Here is a 21,555-nt window from a genome sequence, read left to right as displayed (position 1 = left end):
CCGCCGCCGAAGAATTGGCGAGCGTGCTGTCCACCCATGGGATGCAACGCATGACAGCGCGCGTCCTTGCGGCGCTCGTGTTCACCGAGCAACCCGCGATGTCGATGGGAGAACTCGCCGAGCAGCTGCAGGCTAGTTCTGGCGCTATCTCCGGTGCACTGAAAATGCTCGTCGCAGTCGGTGTGGTGGAGCGGGCACCGGCACCCGGTAGCCGGCGCGACCATTTCCGCCTTCGCGACGACGCGTGGGCGGTGCAATACACCAAACACAACGAAGCACTGTCCAGCGTCCTGGTGGCGGCCGAGGCCGGTATCGCCGCCACCGAGGAGGGCACGCTGTCGCGGCACCGGATCACCCAGATGCGCGATTTTTACGTGTTTCTGATGCAGGAGATCCCGGCCGTCCTTGATCGCTGGCGCGCACGATCGGATGCTGGAGCGTAATGATCGTCGAACGACAGAGGGCCATCGATGCGTCGGCCGAGCAGGTTTGGGAGCGCATCGTCACGCCCGAGGGCATCAACGACGAGTTGCGGCCGTGGATGACCATGTCGATGCCGCGAGGTCGCAAGAATCTCACCGTCGAGACCATTCCCGTCGGCGAGCCCGTCGGGCGCTGCTGGATGCGGCTATTCGGGGTGCTGCCCTTTGACTACGACCATCTGACGATCGCCGAATTGTGGCCCGGCCGTGGGTTTCTTGAGGAATCGACGATGTTGAGCATGCGGCTGTGGCGGCACGAACGCACGCTCGAACCGGTGGGCGAAGGGCGAACCGTGGTGCGCGACCGGCTCACCTTCGAACTGCGGACCCCGCTGCGAGTGCTGACACCCGCCATCGCGGCTGCTGTCGGGGCGCTGTTCGGGCACCGCCAGCGCCGACTGGCCCGGTACTTCAGCCGCTGACGTCAGATCGCGATACGTCGCGGACGGTCGGAACCCGGCCAGACGTAGTCCAGGTCGTCGGGAACATCGGGGAAAAACGTGCGGTAGTGCTGCGGGTCCTTGCGCACCAGCACCGACTGGTGGCTGCGGTGAAATTCCGGATCGCCCAGCCACGGCGGCACCTCCCCCGCCGCGGCCAACTCGTCCTGGGTACGCGGGGTGGCGATGCCGGTCGTGCGGGTCAGGTCGGAGACCATGGTGGTCGCACACGTGTCGGCGTGGCCCAGCCGGCACCATGCGGCGCAGATGTCGAGCCCGTAGCGGACCAGGGCTTCCTCGTAGCCGGCCCACATCGCCGCTGCGGGGTGATGACGCCAGCCATAGCCCGGCACGGTCAGCGCGCGAACCACTTGGATGGTCTCGACCCGCTGCTTGCCGAGCCGCTTCGTGTCGAGGACGCTGGCGGTGTCGTCGAAACCCGGGCAGGGTAAAAACGTCTGCATCCCCCGCCGGATACCCGTTTAGCGGCTCAACACCGCCACGCACTCGACGTGGTGCGTGAGCGGGAACGAGTCGAAGACACGCAACTCCTCGACCGTGTATCCGTGTCCGCGGTAGAGACCAACATCGCGCGCGAACGACGCCGCCTCACAACCGATATGGATGACGCGTGGTACCCCGGCGGCCGCCAGCAGGTCGATCACCTCGCGACCGGCTCCCGTCCGCGGCGGATCGAGCACCGCGACATCGGCCCGCGTCCGCTGGGCGGCAACCGCTCGGCGTACCGAGTCGGTGACCACCGACACCCATCTCATGTCGCCCAGCGCGGCGCGCGCCGCCCGCGATGCTCCCCGCGAGGTGTCCACCGTGACGACCTTGCCTGTCTCCCCGACCGCTTCGGCGAGCACGGCCGCGAATACTCCTGCCCCGCCGTACAAATCCCACGCCGTCATCCCGGGGCTCAGCTGCGCCCAGCCGGCCACCAACTCGCTGTATAGCCGCGCCGCGTCCCGATGCGACTGCCAGAAGGCGGTCACGGGCACCCGCCACGTCCGGCCCGCGACCCGCTGGACGGCTTCGTAGTCACCCTCGATCACCTGCGTGGCGGCCCTGCCCTTGGGCCCCGACTTGGGTCCGGACTGCACGACGTGGCGCGTGCCCTCGTCGTCGATCGCGACGTGCAGGTGCGCGCCCGGCGGCCAGGCCCGCTCGGCCAGCCCGTCGACCATTCCTTCGGGCAGCTGCGCGCAGTTCAAGTCGGTGATCAGCTCGGGGCTGTGGAACCGGTGGAATCCGGGTTCCCCTGCGGCGGTGGTGTCCAACCGAACCCGCGTCCGCCACCCGGTTGCGCCCACGTCCCCGACCGGGTCGGCGGCGGCGTCGGCTTCGTCGCGCCAGTGATACCCGCCCAACCGCATCAACTGGTTGGCGACGACGGCGCCCTTGAGTCTGCGGACCGCCGCAGGCTCGGCAAACGACATATCGCAGCAGCCGGCGCCGTCCGCACCCGCGATCGGGCAGATCGATGCGATACGGTCTGCCGACGGTTCGATGACCTCGACGGTGTCGGCGTGCAGATACTTCCCACGATCGGCGACCACCCGGACCCTGACCCGCTCGCCGGGCAGCGCGTAGCGGACGAACACGACGCGGCCGTCGTCACGCGCTACACAGCTGCCGCCGTTGGCGGGCGGCCCGGCGGTCACCGTCAGTTCCGACGGCACAGCCGCGACGACACCGGTCACTCCAGGAATCCCCTGCGCGCGTCGCCGGGAGCCGACTGTGGCTGAAGCGTCTTGAGCCGCTCCGAGGAACTCAGTTGCCACGGCACCGATGTCACCATCACGTTCGGTTCGAACAGCAAGCGACCCTTGAGCCTCAACGCACTCTGGTTGTGAAGCAACTGTTCCCACCAGTGGCCCACGACGTACTCAGGGATGAACACCGTGACGACGGTGCGCGGCGACTCCCTGCTGATCCGCTTGACGTACTCGAGGACCGGCCGGGTGACCTCGCGGTACGGCGAGGCGATTACTTTCAGCGGAACGCTGATATCGCTGTCCTCCCACTTGTCCATCAGGGCACGAGTCTCGCCTTCGTCGACGCTGACCGTGATGGCTTCCAGCGTGTCGGGGCGAATGGCCCTGGCATAGGCCAGCGCGCGCATCGTGGGCAGATGCAGTTTGGACACCAACACGATCGCGTGGTTGCGGCTGGGCAGCACCATGTCACTCGCAGCGGCGGCCTGCTCCTCGAGCTCGCGCGCGACTGTGTCGTAGTGCCGGCGGATCAGCTTCATCATCCCGAACAGAAGGCCCATCGCCAGGATCGCGATCCAGGCTCCGGCAACGAATTTCGATACCACGACGATCACGAGCACCGTGGCGGTGCAGGCGCAACCGATCGCGTTGATCACGCGAGAACGGATCATCTTGCGCCGGAACATCGGCTCGGTTTCGGTGCGCAGCATCCGCGTCCAGTGCCGCACCATGCCAATCTGGCTGAGCGTGAATGCCACGAAGACCCCGACGATGTAGAGCTGGATCAGCGCGGTGACCTCGGCGCGGAATGCCACGACGAACGCGATCGCGGCGAACGCCAGGAACAGGATTCCGTTGGAGAACGCGAGCCTGTCTCCGCGCGTGTGCAGTTGGCGCGGCAGGTACCGGTCCTGCGCCAGGATGTCGCCGAGTACGGGAAACCCGTTGAACGCCGTGTTGGCAGCCAGCAACAAAATCAGCGCCGTGACACCGGCGATCAGGAAGAGCCCGACGCTGAAGTCGTGGAAGACCGCGTCGGCCAACTGCGCGATCAGCGTCTTCTGGTGGTAGTCCGCCGGAGCCCCGACGAGTTGTTCGTGCGGTCGCTCCGCGATCTTCACTCCGGTTGCCTTGGCCAACATGATGATGCCCATGAACAGGGTGACCGCGAACAGACCGAGTAGCGCCAGGGTGGTCGCGGCGTTGCGCGACTTCGGCTTGCGGAACGCCGGCACCCCGTTGCTGACCGCCTCCACACCCGTCAGCGCCGCACTGCCAGACGAGAATGCCCGTGCCACAAGGAAAACCAGCGCGAAGCCGAGGATCTCCCCGTGTTCGGAATGCATCTCGAAACCCGCTGATTCGGCCTGCAACGGTTCGTCGAGCACATAGATTTGGAAGAAGCCCCAGCCGAGCATGATGAACATCCCGACCATGAATGCGTACGTCGGGATCGCGAAAGCGGTTCCGGACTCCCTGATGCCGCGCAGGTTGATCGCCGCCATCAGCAGAATCGCGATCACCGCGAACAGCACCTTGTGCTGGTTGACGAACGGCACGGCCGAGCCGATGTTCGACATCGCCGAAGACATCGACACCGCGACCGTGAGCACGTAATCGACCAATAGCGCGCTCGCCACGGTCAGGCCGGCCGTCGGCCCGAGGTTGGTGGTGACCACCTCGTAATCTCCGCCCCCGGACGGATAGGCATGCACGTTCTGCCGGTAGCTGGCGATGACGATCACCATGACCCCGGCCACTGCCAGGCCGATCCACGGCGTCATCGAGTAGGCGGCCAGGCCGGCGACCGACAGCACCAGGAAGATCTCTTCGGGCGCGTAGGCCACCGACGACAGGGCATCGGAAGCGAAGACGGGAAGGGCTATCCGCTTCGGCAGCAGAGTGTGCGAAATCCTGTCGCTGCGAAACGGCCTGCCGAGGACCACCCGCCGCGCGAACCTGGATAGCTTGGACACGAGTGCCAAGACTAAGCCCAGCAGCAATTGCCCGTCGGAAAGCTGTAGCGTTCGACTGCACGGGTTCGACAGAAAGGACCGTGGAGTGCGTGTAGTGGTGATGGGCTGCGGCCGGGTAGGCGCGTTGCTCTCGGACAGCCTCTCCCGGATCGGCCACGACGTCGCGGTCATCGACCGCGACGGCACGGCATTTCACCGGCTCTCACCCGAGTTCAACGGGGAGCGGGTGCTCGGCATGGGCTTCGACCGCGACGTGCTGCTGCGGGCGGGCATCGAAGAGGCCGGCGCGTTCGCCGCCGTGTCCTCGGGTGACAATTCGAACATCATCTCCGCGCGTGTCGCCCGCGAGACCTTCGGTGTCGAGCGTGTGGTCGCCCGGATCTACGACGCCAAGCGTGCCGCGGTCTACGAACGGCTGGGCATCCCGACGGTGGCCACCGTGCCCTGGACGACCGACCGTCTGCTCAATGTGCTGACCCGCGAGACCGAAACCACCAAGTGGCGCGACCCCACCGGCAACGTCGGTGTCACCGAACTGGCGCTGCACGAGGCGTGGGTGGGCCGCCGCATCACCGACCTCGAGACGGCCACCGGCGGCCGGGTGGCGTTCCTGATCCGGTTCGGCGCCGGACTGCTGCCCGATGCGAAGACCGTCATCCAGGCCAGCGACCAGGTGTTCATGGCCGCGATCGCCGGCCATATCGCCGAGGCTCTGGCCATCGCGGCCCTGCCACCGAGCGAGGATCTCGAGGGATGAAGGTCGCCATCGCCGGGGCCGGCGCCGTCGGCCGGTCCATCGCCCGTGAGCTGGTCGACACCCACGAAGTGACGCTGCTGGAACGCAATCCCGACCACATCGACGTCGACGCGATACCTTCGGCGCAGTGGCGGCTGGGCGACGCCTGCGAGCTGACCCTGCTCGAATCCGTCCAACTCGAGCAGTTCGACGTGGTGATCGCGGCCACCGGCGACGACAAGGTCAACGTCGTGGTCAGCCTCCTGGCCAAGACCGAGTTCGCCGTGCCGCGGGTGGTCGCCCGCGTCAACGACCCGCGCAACGAGTGGTTGTTCGACGAGAGCTGGGGCGTCGACGTGGCGGTGTCCACGCCGCGCATGCTGGCCTCCCTCGTGGAGGAGGCGGTTGCGGTCGGCGACCTGGTGCGGCTGATGGAGTTCCGCAAGGGGCAGGCCAACCTCGTCGAGATCACACTGCCCGACGACACTCCCTGGGGCGGCAAGCCGGTCAAGCGCCTCGAACTGCCCCGCGACTGCACGCTGGTGGCGATCCTGCGTGGCCCGCGCGTGATCGTGCCCGAGTCGGACGAACCGCTCGAGGGTGGCGACGAGTTGCTGTTCGTGGCCGTCGCCGAGGCCGAAGACCCGTTACAGGACCTGTTGCTGCACCCGCAGCTGCGCTGAATTCAGCCTCCAGTCGGGGCGTTGGCTTCGTCGAGGGACTCGCGCGCGTTGATGGCTTTCTGCGCGGTCCGGATCGCCAGATAGGTCACCACCGCCGCGACCGCCGTCAACGGCCAGCCCATCGAGATTCGCGCGACACCCAGCCACCCGGTCTGGTCGGCGTCGTAGAGATGCCGCTGGACGATGAAGCGGGAGGCGAACACCGCCGCCCAGAACAGCGTCGCGACGTCGAACGCCGTCACCGCCCTGCGTACCCCGCGCCAGTCCCGGCCGTGTCCGTTGACCCAGCCCCAGACATAACCGACGACGGGCCGGCGAATCACCACCGACACGGTGAACACCGCGGCCCAGAACAGCGATGTCCAAATACCAAGCAGGAAGTAGCCTTTCGACTCCCCCATCACGTAGGCGATCAACGCGCAGATCCCGACACCGAAGAAGCCGGAGATCGCGGGCTGCGCCGACTCCCGCCGAGCGAGCCGCCACGCGAGGATGATGCCAGCCACACCGAGCGCGGCGACGATCGCGGGGATGAGCCCGACGGTCTGGGAGATCGGAACGAACGCCACCACCGGCAACGTCGAGTAGATCAGACCGCTGACCCCGCCCATCTGGTCGAGGACGGCGTTGGCCTTCGTCGACTGCTGGGTTCTCGGCTGCCCCGGTTCGGTTCCGGGGTCGCTCACTTCTGGATCTCGTAGTGCGGGTTGTAGATGGCCTTGGCGCCGTTGTCGAGCTTGCCGACGCGGCCGTGCACCTTGAGGGTGCGCCCCGATTCGATACCCGGGATCCGGCGCTGGCCGAGCCAGACCAGCATCACCGAATCGGTGCCGTCGAACAGCTCGGCCTTCACGCCGCCGGCGCATGCCTTGCCGTTGCATTCGACGCTGCGCAGGGTGCCGATCATCGTCACTTCCTGACCGCGTTCGCAGTCGATCGCTCTCTGGGCGCCGGTCGAGGCGGCTTCGTCGCTGAGCTCTTCGACGTCGAGTTGCTCGGGGTCGTCTGTCAACCGTCGCGTGAGCCGGCGCAGATACCCTTCGGCCGTTGCCATGGCCTCTCCTGACCTATCCGCAGATGCACCTTGGACCTACCCAAGTAATCGCCACGTTAACCCTGTGAGTTACGAGATGCCACGTGGGGTCACCTCGCCACGCCGGGCGCATTTCGACCAAGGCACGATCAGGTCATGACGGTCTCTCTGCGCGGCGTCACGACGGTGCTGCTACCGGGCACCGGATCCGACGACGACTTCGTCTACCGGGCGTTTTCCGCCGCTTTGCACGCCCAGGGTGCGACGCTCGTCACACCGGCGCCTCAGCCGCACCGGCTCGTCGCCGGTTACCGGGACGCACTCGACGACGCCGCGCGCAGCGGACCCATCGCCGTCGGCGGCGTGTCGATCGGCGCGGCGGTCGCCACGGCGTGGGCGCTGGCGCATCCGGGCCGGACGGTTGCGGTGCTCGCGGCACTTCCGGCGTGGAGCGGCTCCCCGCAGCACGCACCCGCGGCGGCCGCCGCGCGTCACTCCGCCGAACTGCTGCGCCGCGACGGGCTCGCGGCCACCAGCGCGGCGATGCGGGCGTCGAGCCCGCGGTGGCTGGGCGATGAGCTGACCCGGTCGTGGCTCGGGCAATGGCCGGCCCTGCCGGAGGCGATGGAGGAGGCGGCGAATTACGTCGCACCCACCCGCGCCGAATTGGCGCGGTTGGCCGTCCCGCTGGGCGTCGCGGCCGCCAGCGACGATCCCGTGCATCCGATCGAGGTGGCCGCCGAATGGGTGACCGCGGCACCGCAGGCGGCGCTGCGGACCGTCACGCTCGACGAATTCGGCGCCGATCCGGCGGTGCTGGGAGCCGCGTGCGTGGCCGCCCTACTGGAGGCCTGACGGCGGGGTCAGGCGTGGCACGCGTTAACCGGTGGATAGCACGCACCTGGTGCGTGGAAGCAACCCCTTAAGGCAATACGGCGAATCAGCCGCCGGTGATCGTCCGCAACTGCTGCATCGCCGATCCTTGTTCGCTGCGGCGCGCGACCGGTGCCTGCTGACCGGGCTGCTGGTCTTGTTGCGCCTGCTGTGCGGCCTGCTGCGCCGCGGCGGCCTCGCGCAGCTGGTTCGCCATCGGCTCCGGCAGCTCGACCGCCAGCGGCGTGCGTACCGGCAGCGGAGTCTCTCCGCGACGAACAACGGTGTCGGCCAATGCTTCTCGCGCTTCGGCGGCCAGTGTGTCGATGTGTTCCTGCGGGCCGTTGACGACGCAGCGGATCATCCACCGGTAACCGTCGACGCCGATGAAGCGCACCACACCGGGTTGCCCCTGCTGCGCTGCCTGGCCCTGCTGCGCGGCGGCCACGCCGACGACCTCGCGACCCCACGGCCCGTCCTTGATCGACACCTGGGCGCCGTCCTTGCGCAGCGAGTCGGCGAGTTCTGCGGCGATCTCGCGCCACAGGCCGCTGCTCTTAGGAGCGGCGTACGCGGCAACGGTGAACCGGCCGTGCGGAGTGACGACCCATATCGCGCTGGGCACGCCCTGCGGCGTCAGCTCGACCTGGACCTGACCACCCGCGGGCAAGGGGATCAGGACCGAGCCCAGATCCAGCCGGCCGGCGGCGGCCGTCTCGGCGTCGTCGAAGTCCTCGATGTCGAACGGGCCTTCCAGTTCGTCGTCGATCGCGTCGGCCGTCGCCTGCCCGGCGACATCGTCGACATCGTCGATCTCGTTGTCTTTGCGTTTACCGAATGCCATTTCACAAACTCGCATGTCCGCCGGAGGAACCGTGGCCACCTACGCCACGGGTGCTTTCACCGAGACCAGCCTCGTCGAAAGACGTGACCTCGACCAGCTCGGGCAGTTCTACCCGCTGGACCAGCAACTGAGCGATGCGGTCCCCGCGGTTCACGACGATCGGTGCCTGCGGATCGAGGTTGATCAGCGAAACCTTGATCTCGCCGCGGTAGCCGGCGTCGATGGTGCCCGGGCTGTTGACGATCGAAAGCCCTACGCGGGCAGCCAAACCCGAGCGGGGATGCACCAGTCCGACCATCCCGTGCGGGATCGCCACGGCGATACCCGTCGGAACCAGCGCGCGCTCACCGGGTGCCAGTTCGACGTCGAGCGCGCTGAAGAGGTCGACGCCCGCATCGCCGTCATGGGCGCGGCTGGGCATCGGCAGATCGGGATCGAGGCGCACGACCGCCAGAGAAGTGGGCACGACGTCAGAGATTACTCTTGGCCGCGTGTCCGACACGCGCGCCACGACGCAATCCGTTCGCTACCGCGAGCGGCTCTGGGTCCCGTGGTGGTGGTGGCCGCCCGGTCTGGGTCTCGCGGCGCTCATCGCGCTCGAGATCAACATGGGCATTCCCGGCATACTCGAATGGTTGCCGTACGCAGTGCTGTTGCCTGTCGCCGCCGTCGTCTTGTTATGGCTGGGCCGTACGGAGGTGCGGGTCGTCAGCGGGCCCGGTGGCACCGAGCTGTGGGCTGGTCCCGCGCATCTGCCCGCCAACGTGATCACCCGGTCGGCCAAGGTGCCGCGCAGCGCGAAGTCCGCGGCGCTGGGGCGCCAACTGGATCCGGCCGCCTACGTCGTTCATCGGGCGTGGGTGGGCCCGATGGTTCTGGTGGTGCTCGACGATCCGGACGATCCGACGCCGTATTGGCTGGTCAGTTGCCGTCAGCCGGAGAGGGTGCTGGCGGCGCTGAACAGTTGAACCGCTCGGCAGCGCTGTCAGGCAGCGCAGTCCGAACAGATCATCATGCCGTTCTTCTCGCTGGCCAGACGGCTGCGGTGGTGGACAAGGAAGCAGCTCGAGCAGGTGAACTCGTCGGCCTGCTTGGGGACCACGCGTACCGACAGCTCTTCGCCGGACAGGTCGGCGCCGGGCAATTCGAAGGACTCGGCGGACTCCGACTCGTCGACGTCGACGACCGCCGACTGGGCCTCGTTACGCCGCGCCTTCAACTCTTCGAGCGAATCTTCCGAGACGTCATCGGTCTCGGTGCGCCGTGGGGCGTCGTAATCGGTAGCCATCGTGTCCCCTCCGAATAAACCTTGTGCAGCAGAGCTTTGTACCAGCGTCGAACGCATCCGCCAAACGATTCGTGCCCGTATGAGTACCCGTTGCACTGTGATTTATGTCACATGTGGCCTCGTACCACGCGCGGAACGCAGGAACAGGGGCTTTAGAGTGCAGGCGTGGTCGCGCAAATCACAGAGGGAACCGCGTTCGACGAACACGGTCGCCCCTTCCGGCGGCGCAACTTTCTGCCCGCCATCCTGTTGTTCGTCGCCCTCTCGGTGGTGACGTTGATGGTGTGGGTCATCGCCCTGAACCGCCCCGCCGACGTGCCGGAGGCCGCCGTGTGCAATCCGCCGCCTGCGCCCAGTGATCCCAACGCCCCCGCTCCGACGCTGGGTGAGCAGGTGTCGCGCGCCGACATGGTCGACGTGAGCCCCGCCCGCCTCGCCGACACGAAGATCAGGGTCCTCAACGCCAGCGGTCAAGGTGGTCAGGCCGCCGAGGTGGCCAGCGCGCTGAAGGACCTCGGCTTCGCCGAACCGACCGCGGCGAACGATCCGATCTACGCGACGGCGCGGCTGGAATGCCAGGGTCAGATCCGGTTCGGGGAAGCCGGACGGGCCGCGGCCGCCGCGGTGTGGCTGGTGGCGCCGTGCACCGAACTTTTTCAGGACGAGCGCGGCGACGACAGCGTCGATCTGGCTCTCGGCACCGAGTTCACGGAGTTGAGCAGCAGCGACGACATCGAGGCCGTGCTGGCGAGCCTGCGCCCCGACGCCACACAGGCGTCCGACTCGTCGCTGCTGTCGAAGATCCACTCGGGGACCTGCTGAGCCGCGATCGCGCAGCCGGTCCTACGGTGCGATCGCGCAGCCGGTCCTACGGTGCGCCCGCGCAGCCGGTTCTACGGTGCGCCCGCGCCGCGCAGTACGTCGTCCAGGGCGCCCGCAACGCCCGGTGCGGCGGCCGTGATGAACCCCGGCCCGCCCGTCGCCCCGCTCCCCTGCGGCAACCGCAGCGTGGCCCCGGCCTCGGCGGCGATCAGCGCTCCAGCCGCCCAGTCCCACAGGTGGACGCCGTCCTCGTAATACGCGTCCAGTTGACCCGCAGCCACCATGCACAGGTCCAGTGCGCACGACCCGATCCGGCGCACGTCGCGCACTTCGGGAAGGACCCGCGTCAACACCGCGGCCTGCCGGGCCCGCTGTTCGCGGTCGTACGAAAAACCCGTACCCAACAACGACATTGACAGATCGTCGGCGCCGCTGGTGTGCAGCGATGCGGTGCCGTCGGCGTCGCGCAGAGAGGCGCCGTGGCCGAGCGCAGCCGAGTACACCGCGCCGGCGGGCACATTCGCGACCGCACCGGCCACCGATCTGCCGCCGCGTTGCACGGCCACCGACACCGCGTAGGCCTCCAGCCCGTAGACGAAGTTGACTGTGCCGTCGATCGGATCGAGCACCCAGGTGAGGTCGTCCCCGTGCGCGGGGGTTCCGCCCTCCTCTTCGCCGAGCACATGCTCACCGGGCCGCAGCTCTGCCAGCCTGTCGCGGATCAGTCGCTCGGTTTCGGTGTCGACGACGGTGACGGGGTCGGTGGGCGAGCTCTTGGTCCGCAGCCCCGAATCGTCGCTCGACGAGCCGGGGCCGCCGAAAACCTCAGCACGGCGCTGCCGTACGAAGGCAGCCGCTTCGGTGGCCAGCTGCTCGGCGACCGAGCGCAGCAGGATGGGATCGGCGTCGTTGTCGGGCATGCCCCCATCGCAGCACGTTTCGGTCGTCGCTGTCGCCGACTGTCTCCGACAGGCCCGCGCAGCCACTTTCGAACCACTAAGGTGTGGGGCGCATGACGTGGCTGCGGCACGCCTGCCCGGAGTAGAGGAGCGCTCATGACCGCGACCAATTCACCACCCGTCACCCAGAGCGCAAACGGGAGCCAGCGACGCGGATTCGGAATCGACGTCGGTGGCAGCGGCGTCAAGGGCGGAATCGTCGACCTGAACACCGGCCAGTTGATCGGCGAGCGATTCAAGCTGGCGACCCCCCAGCCCGCGACTCCCGAGGCGGTCAGCAAGACGGTCGCGGCCGTGGTCCGGGAATTCGGCTGGACCGAGAAGGTCGGCGTCACCTACCCCGGCGTGGTCACCGACGGGATCGTGCGCACCGCGGCCAACGTCGACAAAGAATGGATCGGCAGCAACGCCAGCGAGTTCTACAGCAACGCGCTCGACGGACAGCCGGTCACGGTTCTCAACGACGCCGACGCGGCCGGGCTGGCCGAGGAGAAGTTCGGCGCGGGCCGGGACAACACCGGGGTGATCGTGCTGCTGACCTTCGGCACCGGAATCGGTTCGGCGGTGATCCACAACGGCGCGCTGCTGCCCAACACCGAGTTCGGTCATCTCGAGGTCGGCGGCAAGGAAGCCGAGCATCGCGCCGCGTCGTCGGTGAAGGAACGCAAGGGCTGGAACTACGAGCGCTGGACCGTCGAGGTGACGAAGGTGCTGGTAGCGGTCGAAAACGCGATCTGGCCGGACCTGTTCATCGCCGGCGGCGGCATCAGCCGCAAGGCCGATAAATGGATTCCGCTGCTGAAGAACCGCACGCCGGTGGTGGCCGCGGCTCTGCAGAACACGGCGGGCATCGTGGGCGCCGCGATGGCCGCTGAGGTGGATGTCACAGCTACCGCCAAGTAGCCACGCCCGGGATTTGCCGCTGGAGGCGGCGTTCTCGCACACTGTCGTTACAATGGTCGACGGCGGCCGCAGCCTGGATAGCGACGATTATCAACCGCCATTATTCGACAGCCGACGCTCATCGATGGGGCTTACCCTGCCCGTGATGAGGTAGCACAAGGAAAGGGTGTACGTGGCAGCGACAAAGGCAAGCCCGGCAACCGATGAGCCGGTGAAGCGCACCGCTACCAAAACCGCCCCCGCCAAGAAGACCGCGGCGAAGTCGGCTAACGGGACGGCGCCGGCCAAGAAGGCCGCAAAGACCCGCGCCACCAAGGCGCCCGCCAAGACCGCCGCCAAGGCAAGCACGACAGGCAAGGCACCGGCCAAGGCTTCGAAGGCCGCCAAGACCGCCGCACCCCGCGGTCGCGCCAAGAAGGCCACCGCTGCCGAGCCCGACAACACCAAGGTCGACGCCGAGGCCGACGACCTCGAGACCGACGACATCGAAGCCGAGCCCGGCGAGGACCTCGCGGTCGAAGACACCGATATCGACCTGGCGGATCTCGAGGTCGAGGAGGAACCCGCCGAGGAGAGTGCGGAGGCCGCCGAGGGCGACGCGCCCGCCGCCGAAGCCGACGCCGAGGCCGTCGCGGAGGACGACGAGATCGCCGAGCCGTCGGAGAAGGACAAGGCATCCGGCGACTTCGTCTGGGACGAAGAGGAATCCGAGGCGCTCCGGCAGGCCCGTAAGGACGCCGAACTGACCGCATCGGCCGACTCGGTGCGCGCCTACCTCAAGCAGATCGGCAAGGTCGCGCTGCTCAACGCCGAGGAAGAGGTCGAGCTCGCCAAGCGCATCGAGGCCGGGTTGTACGCGACTCAGTTGATGGCCGAACTCGCCGAGAAGGGCGAGAAGCTGCCCGCCGCGCAGCGCCGCGACATGATGTGGATCTGCCGCGACGGCGACCGCGCGAAAAACCATCTGCTGGAAGCGAACCTGCGTCTGGTGGTATCGCTGGCCAAGCGTTACACGGGTCGCGGCATGGCCTTCCTCGACCTCATCCAGGAAGGCAACCTGGGCCTGATCCGCGCCGTCGAGAAGTTCGACTACACCAAGGGCTACAAGTTCTCCACCTATGCCACCTGGTGGATCCGCCAGGCGATCACCCGCGCGATGGCCGACCAGGCCCGCACCATCCGCATCCCCGTGCATATGGTCGAGGTGATCAACAAGCTCGGCCGCATCCAGCGTGAGCTGCTCCAGGACCTGGGCCGCGAGCCCACTCCCGAAGAGCTGGCCAAGGAGATGGACATCACGCCGGAGAAGGTGCTGGAGATCCAGCAGTACGCCCGTGAGCCGATCTCGTTGGACCAGACCATCGGCGACGAGGGCGATTCGCAGCTGGGCGATTTCATCGAGGATTCCGAGGCCGTGGTGGCCGTGGACGCGGTGTCGTTCACGCTGCTGCAGGATCAGCTGCAGTCGGTTCTGGAGACGCTGTCCGAGCGTGAAGCCGGCGTGGTGCGGCTGCGGTTCGGGCTCACCGACGGTCAGCCGCGCACGCTCGACGAGATCGGTCAGGTGTACGGGGTTACGCGCGAGCGCATCCGCCAGATCGAGTCGAAGACCATGTCAAAGTTGCGCCACCCGAGCCGTTCTCAGGTTCTGCGCGACTACCTGGACTGACGCCTACGCAGGTAGCGGCGGCGGTGGTGGCGGCGGGCCGATCCTGTGGAGCGTGAATTCATTGGCGCCGTTTCCGGCCTCACCGCACAGGCCGGGGTCGTGGAAGGACCGGATCGCCTTCCCGCTCGCGGCGTCCCACGCGTAGTTCATGACCAGGTCGTGTTGCGAGCCGTCTTCGCACGTGACCGCGTTTCGGTCCAACACTCCCCTCATGATCCACCAGCCGACCTGCCAATACGCGTTCCCGCTCCATGACGGCGACTTCCGCTCGACGTCGTCGGCGTGGTACTGGGTGACGTACACACACTGGAAGGCATCGCCGTCGCAGGGGGTGACCACCCACGTCCTGGTGCCCCACTCGTAGACAGCGTCGTACGTGCCGACCGCGTTGGCCGTGATCTGGTCGGTGCCGTACGCGGGGGCCGCAATCCCCACCGCGACCATGCCTGCCGCGAGGACGGACGCCGCCGCGGTCACCCCCCTGCTTTTCATTGGCACTCCTTTGTGTCCGGCTCGCGTCTTAGGCAGTATGCCTCGCATCGGAATGCCGCTGACTCGATTTGCGGTCAACGAGCGTTCGCGAGTGTCGGGTTGTTCGACGCGATCTCGCGTTGAGCCGTGTGTCGAACCGACACTCGCTTCGCTGCGATCGCGCCAGTTGCCGGACAGCAAACCAGCGGTAACACGAAACCTGTAGTGTTTCGCGCCGTGCCGAACAAACCCGCGAAGGTTCCGCCCATGCCTGTGGTCCGCGTCGTCGACCGACTGCGGGCGGCTCTGCAATCCGTTCATCGCTCAACGGTGCCAGCCAGTGTCGCCATCCTCGAGATGGTGACCGGTGCGTGGACGACGCAAACGATGTTCGTCGCCGCGAAGCTCGGTGTCGCCGACGAACTCGCGAACGGACCGGCGCGCGCCGCAGACATCGCCGAGCGGGTGGGTGCTGACCCCGATGCCCTGTACCGGCTGATGCGGGCGCTGACCTCCAAAGGTCTGCTCGACCATCGCCGCGACGACACCTTCAGCCTGACGAAAGTCGGGGACGCCTTGCGCTCCGATCACCCGGAGTCGATGCGCGACATGGTGCTGTTCATCGGCCACCAGGCCCGCTGGGAGGACTGGGGCAGCCTGCTGCATTCGGTGCAGACCGGCGAACCGTCAGTCATCAAGCTGCGTGGGATGCCGTATTTCGACTACTTGGAAACCGATCCCGAACTGGCCCAGGTGTTCAACAAAGCGATGACCGCGACGAGCGGCATCACCAACGAAATAGCGCTCAGCCAATACGATTTCAGCGCCTTCAAACTGATCGTGGACGTCGGCGGCGGCCACGGCCTGCTGCTCTCGACGATTCTGAATCGGGCGCCGGGCGCCCACGGCATCGTGTACGACCTGCCCTCGGTGGTCAGCGACGCCGCAACCACATTCAAGGCCGCCGGAGTGACGGACCGCTGCACGGCAGAAGGCGGATCGTTCCTGGAGAGGGTGCCCGAGGGCGGTGACGCCTACGTGCTGAAGAACATCATCCACGACTGGGACGACGCCACGTCGCTGACGATCCTGCGCAACATCCGCACCGCGATCGCACCGCACGGCAAACTGCTCCTACTGGAAATGGTTCTGCCCCAACGGGCGACTCCGTTCATCGGATTCCAACTCGACCTGGAGATGCTCGTCACCGTGGGCGGCAGAGAACGCACCCGCACCGACTACGCAGAACTGTTGCGCGGCGCGGGTTTCCGGCTCGACCGCGTCGTCAACACCATCACACCGATCTCGATCGTGGAAGCAACGCCGATCTAGCGCGGCCGGGAGGTCACCGCTTCTTGTCGCGCACCTTGTACGTGGAGGGCCACGATTCGCGCGTCTCGTCGCCGGTCAACGGAATGCCCTTGCTCCCGATCTTGATGTCGTAGGCCTCCTTGCCGGGGCCCACCTCCCGGTTGGCGTGCTCGGTGGCCAGGTAGATCAACTGGTCGATCTCGGCTTCGGCGAATGCGACGAACGACGTCTTGCGGACGATGTCGTCCGCGCCCGCGGCGATGCGGTCTGGCAGCACCCGCGTCGCGAACGCCGCACCGGCCAACAACACGGACGGGATGACCCAATAGCAGAGGAACGACAGCGGTGATTCGGTGTCATGAATCGTCGCGTCGCGGTCGACGATCGGCGGGATCACCGACGACAACGTCATGCCGCCGAACACCGCCACCCAGATCCACGTCAACACAGAGGTGACACGAGCGAACAGGTCGCTCTTGACCACGTGGGGCTGCTGGCCGGCCTCGGCGAACTCCCGCACGAACGGCTTGCCGGTCAGCACACCGGTGAGCGCGACGAGCAAGATGCCCGCGTTGCTCAGCGGCAGCATCCACCGTTCCGAAAACGATTCGTCGAGCGCGAAGGTCAGTACCGTCAAGACCAAAAATGTTGCTACTGCCCCGATTCCGAGTATCCGCCCAGGACCGCCGCGCATCTGCCCCAGCGCGAATGCGCCAAGCGCGACAGCCAGCGCGATCAGGGCCGCGACGATGACCGGACCATTACCGACGAGCACCCAGTAGACGATCCACGGTGCGAGACCTAACAAAATGCCCACGATTTGTAAGTGTACGTAGACCCCTCCCGCGGGTGGAAGTGCTCTAGTTTGAGGCGGCGAGAGCAGCGCGACGTGTCGCGGGGATTGGCGTACGAGGAGCAGTCGGTCAAGGTCCCGGCGCTGCGAACCGGCCCTCGGAGTCCGGGGAGTAAGACGTGACGCGGATCACAGCTCCGATTGGCAAAGGGCCGTAGAGATGTGGGAACTCCATTCCCACGGGATCAGCGGGCACACCGGGTTCCCAGCGAACCGGAGAGGACAGTCGTGCGGGGTCGATGTGGAGCAGCACCAGGTCGGTACGACCGGCGTAGAGCCGGTTGGCCGGGAGGTGCACCTGCTCGGGTGTCGACAGATGCACGAAGCCGCTCGCGGTCAACGAAGCGGGGCAATGCTCGCCGCGTGCTTGAGCAGACTGCCATTCGTCTTTGCTACACAGGTGGACCAGTACGGTGGGCGGCGGGCTCATATAGCCAGCCTGCCGCACCGGCAACTCGAGGTAACGGTGAGACACGACACACCGGTAGAGCCTCTGGGAACAACGCCGAAAGCCAAAACGTCTGAGACAGTAGATGCACGCGACAGTACGGAGGTCCGCAATGACGAACGCAACGCTCACCAGTCCCCCACTGACCCGGGCTGACCGCTGCGATCGTTGCGGCGCCGCGGCACGGGTGCGCGCGAAGCTCCCCTCGGGTGCGGAGTTGCTCTTCTGCCAGCACCACGCCAATGAGCACGAGGCCAAGCTGATCGAGGCGGCGGCCGTTCTCGAAGTCAGCCCGGTGGAGGCATAGCGTCCGACACGGCTGAGAGTCGCTCTGGGCAGGATCACCTTCCGTCAGTAATGCTGGACTGGTCATGAATGACCAGCCCCGGCCGCTGCCGACGAAGCCGTCGCGCCACCACATCCGGCACATCGTGGGGCGCACCTTGTCCAAGAGCTGGGACGACTCGATCTTCTCGGAGTCCGCGCAGGCCGCGTTCTGGTCGGCGCTGTCACTTCCCCCGCTGCTGTTGGGGATGCTCGGCAGCCTGGCCTACATCGCTCCGCTGTTCGGACCCGACACGCTTCCGATGATCGAAACCCAGATCGTCGACACGGCTGCGCGGTTCTTCTCCACCAATGTGGTGACCGAGATCATCGAGCCAACGGTCCGCGACATCGTCCAGGGCGCCCGCGGTGAGGTGGTCTCGCTGGGCTTCGTGATCTCGCTGTGGGCTGGATCGTCGGCCATCTCGGCATTCGTCGACTCGATCACCGAGGCGCACGGCCAGACGCCGCTACGCCATCCGGTCCGTCAGCGGTTCTACGCGCTGGGCCTCTACGTGGTGATGTTGGTCGGCGCCATCCTCGCGGCCCCGTTCATCGCGTTGGGGCCGCGCAAGATCGCCACGTACATCCCGGACAGCTGGGACCACATTCTGCGGTTCGGCTACTACCCGGTGCTGATACTGGCGCTAATCGTGTCCGTCAACGTGCTCTACCGGGTCTCGCTGCCCAAGCCGCTACCGTCGCACCGATTGCTGCTTGGCTCGATCCTGGCCACCGCGGTGTTCCTGTTGGCGACGTTCGGCCTGCGCTTCTACCTGACCTGGATCACCGCGACCGGCTACACCTACGGTGCGTTGGCGACGCCGATCGCCTTCTTGTTGTTCGCGTTCTTCCTCGGGTTCGCGATCATGATCGGCGCGGAACTCAACGCCGCGATCCAGGAGGAGTGGCCGGCGGCCGACACGCACGCCAAGCGGTTCGGTTGGTGGTTGAAGGGAAAAGCCGAGTCACTCAACGGCGTCGCGACCGAAGATGCACCGACAGCCGCTCCGCCATCGCCGGCAGGAGCTGCGGGGGCGGTGACCGACCGGGCTACTTCTTGAGCTTCTCGTAGATGCGCTTGCACTCCGGGCACACCGGCGAGCCGGGTTTGGCCGACTTCGTCACCGGAAACACCTCGCCGCACAGCGCGACGACGTGGGTGCCCATCACCGCGCTCTCGGCGATCTTGTCCTTCTTGACATAGTGGAAGAACTTCGGGGTATCGCTGTCAGTCCCGTCGTCGACGCGTTCGTCGGTGTCGGTGCGCTCGATCGTCTGGGTTTGCATGACAACCATTTTGCCCGTAAGAAAACCGACCCGTACAGCGGAGCCACAATGTGGGACAGTGAAGGTATGAAACAAAGCCCCGAGCTGAGTTTCGACGACGACGGCCGGCCCGTCCTGATCACTCGCGCCGCCCCCGCCTACGAGGAACAGCACCGCCAACGGGTTCGCAAGTACTTGACGCTCATGTCGTTTCGTATTCCGGCCCTCGTACTGGCCGCGGTCGCCTACGGCATCTGGCACAACGGCCTGATCTCGTTGGCGATTCTCGTCGGCTCGATTCCCTTGCCGTGGATCGCCGTGCTCATCGCCAACGACCGTCCGCCGCGGCGTCCCGAAGAGCCGCGTCGGTTCGAAAACCGCCGTCACTCCTCCGAGGTGCTGACCGCCGAACGGCCGACGCTCGAGCAGCGCACGGTCACGCCGCCGCAACCCGAGGGGCGTGGCTCGAATGGCGATGTTCCCAGCTGAGGCGCTTCTATCCCTTTTCTAAGGACATTCTCAGGTCGGGCCCGAGAAACCGCTGATCAGAAGGTGTGAACCAGCCAATGGCTGGGAACTCTTTGGACCTCGTGGGCGTTGTAGCTCATGACAGTTCGACTTGATCAGGAGGCCGTCATGGCAAATGCCAGCACCATCCGCGTCGACCAGGACCTGGACGCCCAGAGTCCAGCGGCTGACCTCGTGCGCGTGTATCTCAATGGTATTGGCAAAACTGCCTTGCTCAACGCCGCCGATGAGGTGGAACTCGCAAAGCGCATCGAGGCAGGGCTATACGCCAAGCACCTGCTCGACACGCGGAAGCGCTTGGGCGAGAACCGCAAACGTGATCTTGCCGCCGTGGTCCGCGATGGTGAGGCCGCGCGTAGGCACCTTCTCGAGGCCAACCTGCGCCTCGTCGTCTCGCTGGCGAAGCGCTACACCGGTCGCGGCATGCCGCTGCTCGACCTGATCCAGGAAGGCAACCTGGGCCTGATCCGGGCGATGGAAAAGTTCGACTACGCCAAGGGATTCAAGTTCTCGACGTACGCCACGTGGTGGATTCGTCAGGCGATCACCCGCGGCATGGCCGACCAGAGCCGGACGATCCGGCTGCCGGTGCACCTCGTCGAGCAGGTCAACAAGCTGGCTCGGATCAAGCGCGAGATGCACCAGAACCTCGGTCGTGAAGCCACCGACGAGGAACTGGCTGCCGAGTCCGGGATCCCGGTGGAGAAGATCAACGATCTGCTCGAGCACAGCCGCGACCCGGTGAGCCTCGACATGCCGGTGGGCAGCGACGAGGAGGCCCCGCTGGGTGACTTCATCGAGGACGCTGAGGCGATGTCGGCTGAGAACGCGGTGATCTCCGAACTGCTGCACACCGACATCCGGCACGTACTGGCCACGCTCGACGAGCGCGAGCAGCAGGTGATCCGGCTGCGGTTCGGCCTCGACGACGGCCAGCCCCGCACCCTCGACCAGATCGGCAAGCTGTTCGGGCTCTCCCGCGAGCGGGTGCGCCAGATCGAGCGCGAGGTCATGGCCAAGCTGCGCAACGGAGAACGTGCGGACCGCCTCCGCTCGTACGCCAGCTAGAACCCCCGACACGATCCCCGCCGCTTTCGACCGGCGGGGATCGTGTCGTATCAGCAAGTGCCGGTGTCGCAGACGTAACAACGCAGTTCAGACCCTTTAGCCGGTAGACTCGACCTCTGACGGAGGGTTAGCGCAATGAATGATCTGGTCGACACCACGGAGATGTACCTGCGGACGATCTACGACCTCGAGGAAGAGGGCGTGGTGCCCCTGCGCGCACGCATCGCAGAACGTCTCGATCAGAGCGGTCCCACCGTCAGCCAGACGGTGTCGCGGATGGAGCGCGACGGCCTGCTGCACGTCGCAGGCGATCGCCACCTCGAGCTGACGGACAAGGGCCGCGCCCTCGCCGTCGCCGTCATGCGCAAGCACCGCCTCGCCGAGAGGCTGCTCGTCGATGTCATCGGCCTGCCCTGGGAGGAAGTACACGCCGAGGCCTGCCGCTGGGAACATGTGATGAGCGAGGACGTCGAGCGGCGGCTCGTCCAGGTTCTCGACAACCCGACCACCTCGCCGTTCGGGAACCCCATCCCCGGGCTTTCGGAGCTGGGCTTGATCAGCACGTCGTCAGAACGCGACCGGTTGAACCTCGTTCGGCTGACCGAGTTGCCCGCCGGTATGCCCGTCGCGGTCGTGGTGCGGCAGCTGACCGAACACGTACAGGGTGACGCCGACCTGATCAGCAGGCTCAAGGATGCCGGGGTGGTGCCCAACGCCCGCGTGACCGTGCAGAGCAACGACCACGGCGGGGTATTGATCGTGATCCCCGGCCACGAACAGGTCGAGCTGCCCCACCACATGGCGCACGCCGTCAAGGTCGAGAAGGTCTGACCTCCCGAGCAACACCAGCGGCC

The 21,555-nt window shown here is 66.7% G+C and carries 28 protein-coding genes; 15 read left to right on the top strand and 13 right to left on the bottom strand.

The window, feature by feature from the left end; translation table 11 throughout:
- The first annotated feature begins 41 nt into the window (after nt 1-41).
- Complete coding sequence (locus CEX87_RS01885; protein ID WP_083997617.1) at nt 42-443, top strand: GbsR/MarR family transcriptional regulator; 402 nt, start codon at nt 42-44, stop codon at nt 441-443.
- Nucleotides 443-904 (top strand): SRPBCC family protein, encoded by a 462-nt coding sequence (locus tag CEX87_RS01880; RefSeq protein ID WP_066809142.1) that lies wholly within the window; start codon nt 443-445, stop codon nt 902-904. Before CEX87_RS01885 ends, CEX87_RS01880 begins: the two co-directional genes overlap by 1 nt.
- 2 nt (nt 905-906) lie before the next feature.
- On the opposite strand, the gene CEX87_RS01875 is transcribed toward CEX87_RS01880, so the two are convergent.
- From CEX87_RS01875 to CEX87_RS01865, 3 genes are read right to left on the bottom strand one after another with little or no spacing between them, the layout of a single operon-like run.
- Complete coding sequence (locus CEX87_RS01875) at nt 907-1,386, bottom strand: MSMEG_6728 family protein (RefSeq protein WP_066809144.1); 480 nt, start codon at nt 1,384-1,386, stop codon at nt 907-909.
- Between the two features lie 18 nt (nt 1,387-1,404).
- A complete protein-coding gene (locus tag CEX87_RS01870; RefSeq protein ID WP_064417015.1) occupies nt 1,405-2,628 on the bottom strand; it encodes a class I SAM-dependent RNA methyltransferase in 1,224 nt (407 codons plus the stop codon).
- Entirely contained in the window at nt 2,625-4,619 is a 1,995-nt protein-coding gene (locus CEX87_RS01865) for an APC family permease (RefSeq protein ID WP_066809147.1), read from the bottom strand. The genes CEX87_RS01870 and CEX87_RS01865 overlap by 4 nt, the downstream gene beginning before the upstream one ends.
- A gap of 85 nt (nt 4,620-4,704) precedes the next feature.
- Between CEX87_RS01865 and CEX87_RS01860 the strand changes: the two genes are divergently transcribed.
- Complete coding sequence (locus tag CEX87_RS01860) at nt 4,705-5,376, top strand: potassium channel family protein (protein ID WP_082961556.1); 672 nt, start codon at nt 4,705-4,707, stop codon at nt 5,374-5,376.
- On the top strand, nt 5,373-6,038 hold the full coding sequence (locus CEX87_RS01855; RefSeq protein ID WP_094285716.1) for a potassium channel family protein: 666 nt from the start codon (nt 5,373-5,375) through the stop codon (nt 6,036-6,038). Before CEX87_RS01860 ends, CEX87_RS01855 begins: the two co-directional genes overlap by 4 nt.
- 2 nt (nt 6,039-6,040) lie before the next feature.
- Here the strand turns inward: CEX87_RS01855 and CEX87_RS01850 are convergent, their stop codons facing one another.
- Both CEX87_RS01850 and CEX87_RS01845 read right to left on the bottom strand, forming a co-directional pair.
- Nucleotides 6,041-6,724: a DUF3159 domain-containing protein gene (locus tag CEX87_RS01850; RefSeq protein WP_198957135.1), complete on the bottom strand. Its 684-nt coding sequence runs from the start codon at nt 6,722-6,724 to the stop codon at nt 6,041-6,043.
- Complete coding sequence (locus CEX87_RS01845) at nt 6,721-7,092, bottom strand: OB-fold nucleic acid binding domain-containing protein (protein ID WP_064395307.1); 372 nt, start codon at nt 7,090-7,092, stop codon at nt 6,721-6,723. Before CEX87_RS01845 ends, CEX87_RS01850 begins: the two co-directional genes overlap by 4 nt.
- 135 nt (nt 7,093-7,227) lie before the next feature.
- Here CEX87_RS01845 and CEX87_RS01840 point away from each other — a divergent pair, with 135 nt between their 5' ends.
- Complete coding sequence (locus tag CEX87_RS01840) at nt 7,228-7,926, top strand: serine aminopeptidase domain-containing protein (protein ID WP_064395306.1); 699 nt, start codon at nt 7,228-7,230, stop codon at nt 7,924-7,926.
- Nucleotides 7,927-8,011: 85 nt separating this feature from the next.
- Here the strand turns inward: CEX87_RS01840 and CEX87_RS01835 are convergent, their stop codons facing one another.
- Together CEX87_RS01835 and dut are read right to left on the bottom strand one after the other, a co-directional pair.
- Nucleotides 8,012-8,788, bottom strand: coding sequence for a DUF3710 domain-containing protein (locus CEX87_RS01835; RefSeq protein ID WP_094285714.1), 777 nt, complete (start codon nt 8,786-8,788; stop codon nt 8,012-8,014).
- Nucleotide 8,789: 1 nt separating this feature from the next.
- A complete protein-coding gene (gene dut, locus CEX87_RS01830; RefSeq protein WP_066841417.1) occupies nt 8,790-9,254 on the bottom strand; it encodes a dUTP diphosphatase in 465 nt (154 codons plus the stop codon).
- A gap of 25 nt (nt 9,255-9,279) precedes the next feature.
- Between dut and CEX87_RS01825 the strand changes: the two genes are divergently transcribed.
- Nucleotides 9,280-9,756 (top strand): DUF3093 domain-containing protein, encoded by a 477-nt coding sequence (locus CEX87_RS01825; RefSeq protein WP_094285828.1) that lies wholly within the window; start codon nt 9,280-9,282, stop codon nt 9,754-9,756.
- A 17-nt stretch (nt 9,757-9,773) separates the two neighbouring features.
- Here CEX87_RS01825 and CEX87_RS01820 read toward each other — a convergent pair whose 3' ends face one another.
- The gene (locus CEX87_RS01820) at nt 9,774-10,076 is read right to left on the bottom strand and encodes a DUF4193 domain-containing protein (protein WP_064350907.1); all 303 of its coding nucleotides are present in this window, start codon (nt 10,074-10,076) and stop codon (nt 9,774-9,776) included.
- A 165-nt stretch (nt 10,077-10,241) separates the two neighbouring features.
- On the opposite strand from CEX87_RS01820, the gene cei reads away from it, so the two are divergent.
- Entirely contained in the window at nt 10,242-10,898 is a 657-nt protein-coding gene (gene cei, locus CEX87_RS01815) for an envelope integrity protein Cei (RefSeq protein WP_064417010.1), read from the top strand.
- Nucleotides 10,899-10,969: 71 nt separating this feature from the next.
- On the opposite strand, the gene CEX87_RS01810 is transcribed toward cei, so the two are convergent.
- A complete protein-coding gene (locus CEX87_RS01810; protein ID WP_066809155.1) occupies nt 10,970-11,818 on the bottom strand; it encodes an inositol monophosphatase family protein in 849 nt (282 codons plus the stop codon).
- A gap of 135 nt (nt 11,819-11,953) precedes the next feature.
- Between CEX87_RS01810 and ppgK the strand changes: the two genes are divergently transcribed.
- Both ppgK and CEX87_RS01800 read left to right on the top strand, forming a co-directional pair.
- Nucleotides 11,954-12,760 carry a polyphosphate--glucose phosphotransferase gene (ppgK, locus tag CEX87_RS01805; RefSeq protein WP_064395300.1) on the top strand — a complete coding sequence of 269 codons (807 nt, stop codon included), beginning with the start codon at nt 11,954-11,956 and terminating at the stop codon, nt 12,758-12,760.
- Nucleotides 12,761-12,932: 172 nt separating this feature from the next.
- Complete coding sequence (locus tag CEX87_RS01800; protein WP_082693899.1) at nt 12,933-14,429, top strand: RNA polymerase sigma factor; 1,497 nt, start codon at nt 12,933-12,935, stop codon at nt 14,427-14,429.
- Nucleotides 14,430-14,432: 3 nt separating this feature from the next.
- Here CEX87_RS01800 and CEX87_RS01795 read toward each other — a convergent pair whose 3' ends face one another.
- Nucleotides 14,433-14,921, bottom strand: a complete 489-nt coding sequence (locus tag CEX87_RS01795; RefSeq protein WP_142301066.1) for a hypothetical protein — start codon at nt 14,919-14,921, stop codon at nt 14,433-14,435.
- 246 nt (nt 14,922-15,167) lie between these two features.
- Between CEX87_RS01795 and CEX87_RS01790 the strand changes: the two genes are divergently transcribed.
- Nucleotides 15,168-16,232, top strand: coding sequence for a methyltransferase (locus CEX87_RS01790; RefSeq protein WP_082694263.1), 1,065 nt, complete (start codon nt 15,168-15,170; stop codon nt 16,230-16,232).
- Nucleotides 16,233-16,245: 13 nt separating this feature from the next.
- Here CEX87_RS01790 and CEX87_RS01785 read toward each other — a convergent pair whose 3' ends face one another.
- Nucleotides 16,246-17,028 carry a hypothetical protein gene (locus tag CEX87_RS01785; protein ID WP_064417006.1) on the bottom strand — a complete coding sequence of 261 codons (783 nt, stop codon included), beginning with the start codon at nt 17,026-17,028 and terminating at the stop codon, nt 16,246-16,248.
- A 106-nt stretch (nt 17,029-17,134) separates the two neighbouring features.
- Nucleotides 17,135-17,494 carry a DUF952 domain-containing protein gene (locus CEX87_RS01780; RefSeq protein ID WP_064428460.1) on the bottom strand — a complete coding sequence of 120 codons (360 nt, stop codon included), beginning with the start codon at nt 17,492-17,494 and terminating at the stop codon, nt 17,135-17,137.
- Between the two features lie 130 nt (nt 17,495-17,624).
- Between CEX87_RS01780 and CEX87_RS01775 the strand changes: the two genes are divergently transcribed.
- Both CEX87_RS01775 and CEX87_RS01770 read left to right on the top strand, forming a co-directional pair.
- Entirely contained in the window at nt 17,625-17,819 is a 195-nt protein-coding gene (locus tag CEX87_RS01775; RefSeq protein ID WP_064395295.1) for a DUF7455 domain-containing protein, read from the top strand.
- A gap of 64 nt (nt 17,820-17,883) precedes the next feature.
- Complete coding sequence (locus CEX87_RS01770) at nt 17,884-18,900, top strand: YihY/virulence factor BrkB family protein (protein WP_064417004.1); 1,017 nt, start codon at nt 17,884-17,886, stop codon at nt 18,898-18,900.
- Here the strand turns inward: CEX87_RS01770 and CEX87_RS01765 are convergent.
- Nucleotides 18,890-19,126: a DUF3039 domain-containing protein gene (locus CEX87_RS01765; RefSeq protein ID WP_064350987.1), complete on the bottom strand. Its 237-nt coding sequence runs from the start codon at nt 19,124-19,126 to the stop codon at nt 18,890-18,892. The genes CEX87_RS01770 and CEX87_RS01765 overlap by 11 nt on opposite strands.
- Nucleotides 19,127-19,192: 66 nt before the next feature.
- Here CEX87_RS01765 and CEX87_RS01760 point away from each other — a divergent pair, with 66 nt between their 5' ends.
- From CEX87_RS01760 to CEX87_RS01750, 3 genes are all read left to right on the top strand, one after another.
- The gene (locus CEX87_RS01760; RefSeq protein WP_094285826.1) at nt 19,193-19,594 is read left to right on the top strand and encodes a DUF3099 domain-containing protein; all 402 of its coding nucleotides are present in this window, start codon (nt 19,193-19,195) and stop codon (nt 19,592-19,594) included.
- 147 nt (nt 19,595-19,741) lie between these two features.
- Nucleotides 19,742-20,701 carry a sigma-70 family RNA polymerase sigma factor SigB gene (gene sigB, locus CEX87_RS01755; RefSeq protein WP_064395292.1) on the top strand — a complete coding sequence of 320 codons (960 nt, stop codon included), beginning with the start codon at nt 19,742-19,744 and terminating at the stop codon, nt 20,699-20,701.
- A 135-nt stretch (nt 20,702-20,836) separates the two neighbouring features.
- Nucleotides 20,837-21,532, top strand: coding sequence for a metal-dependent transcriptional regulator (locus CEX87_RS01750; protein WP_064417002.1), 696 nt, complete (start codon nt 20,837-20,839; stop codon nt 21,530-21,532).
- The last annotated feature ends 23 nt before the right edge of the window (nt 21,533-21,555 follow it).

The organism is Mycobacterium lehmannii (genome assembly GCF_002245535.1).
Classification (GTDB): Bacteria; Actinomycetota; Actinomycetes; order Mycobacteriales; family Mycobacteriaceae; genus Mycobacterium; species Mycobacterium lehmannii.
Note: the sequence above shows the minus strand (reverse complement) of the source record. Positions and strands in the feature narration are given on the sequence as shown.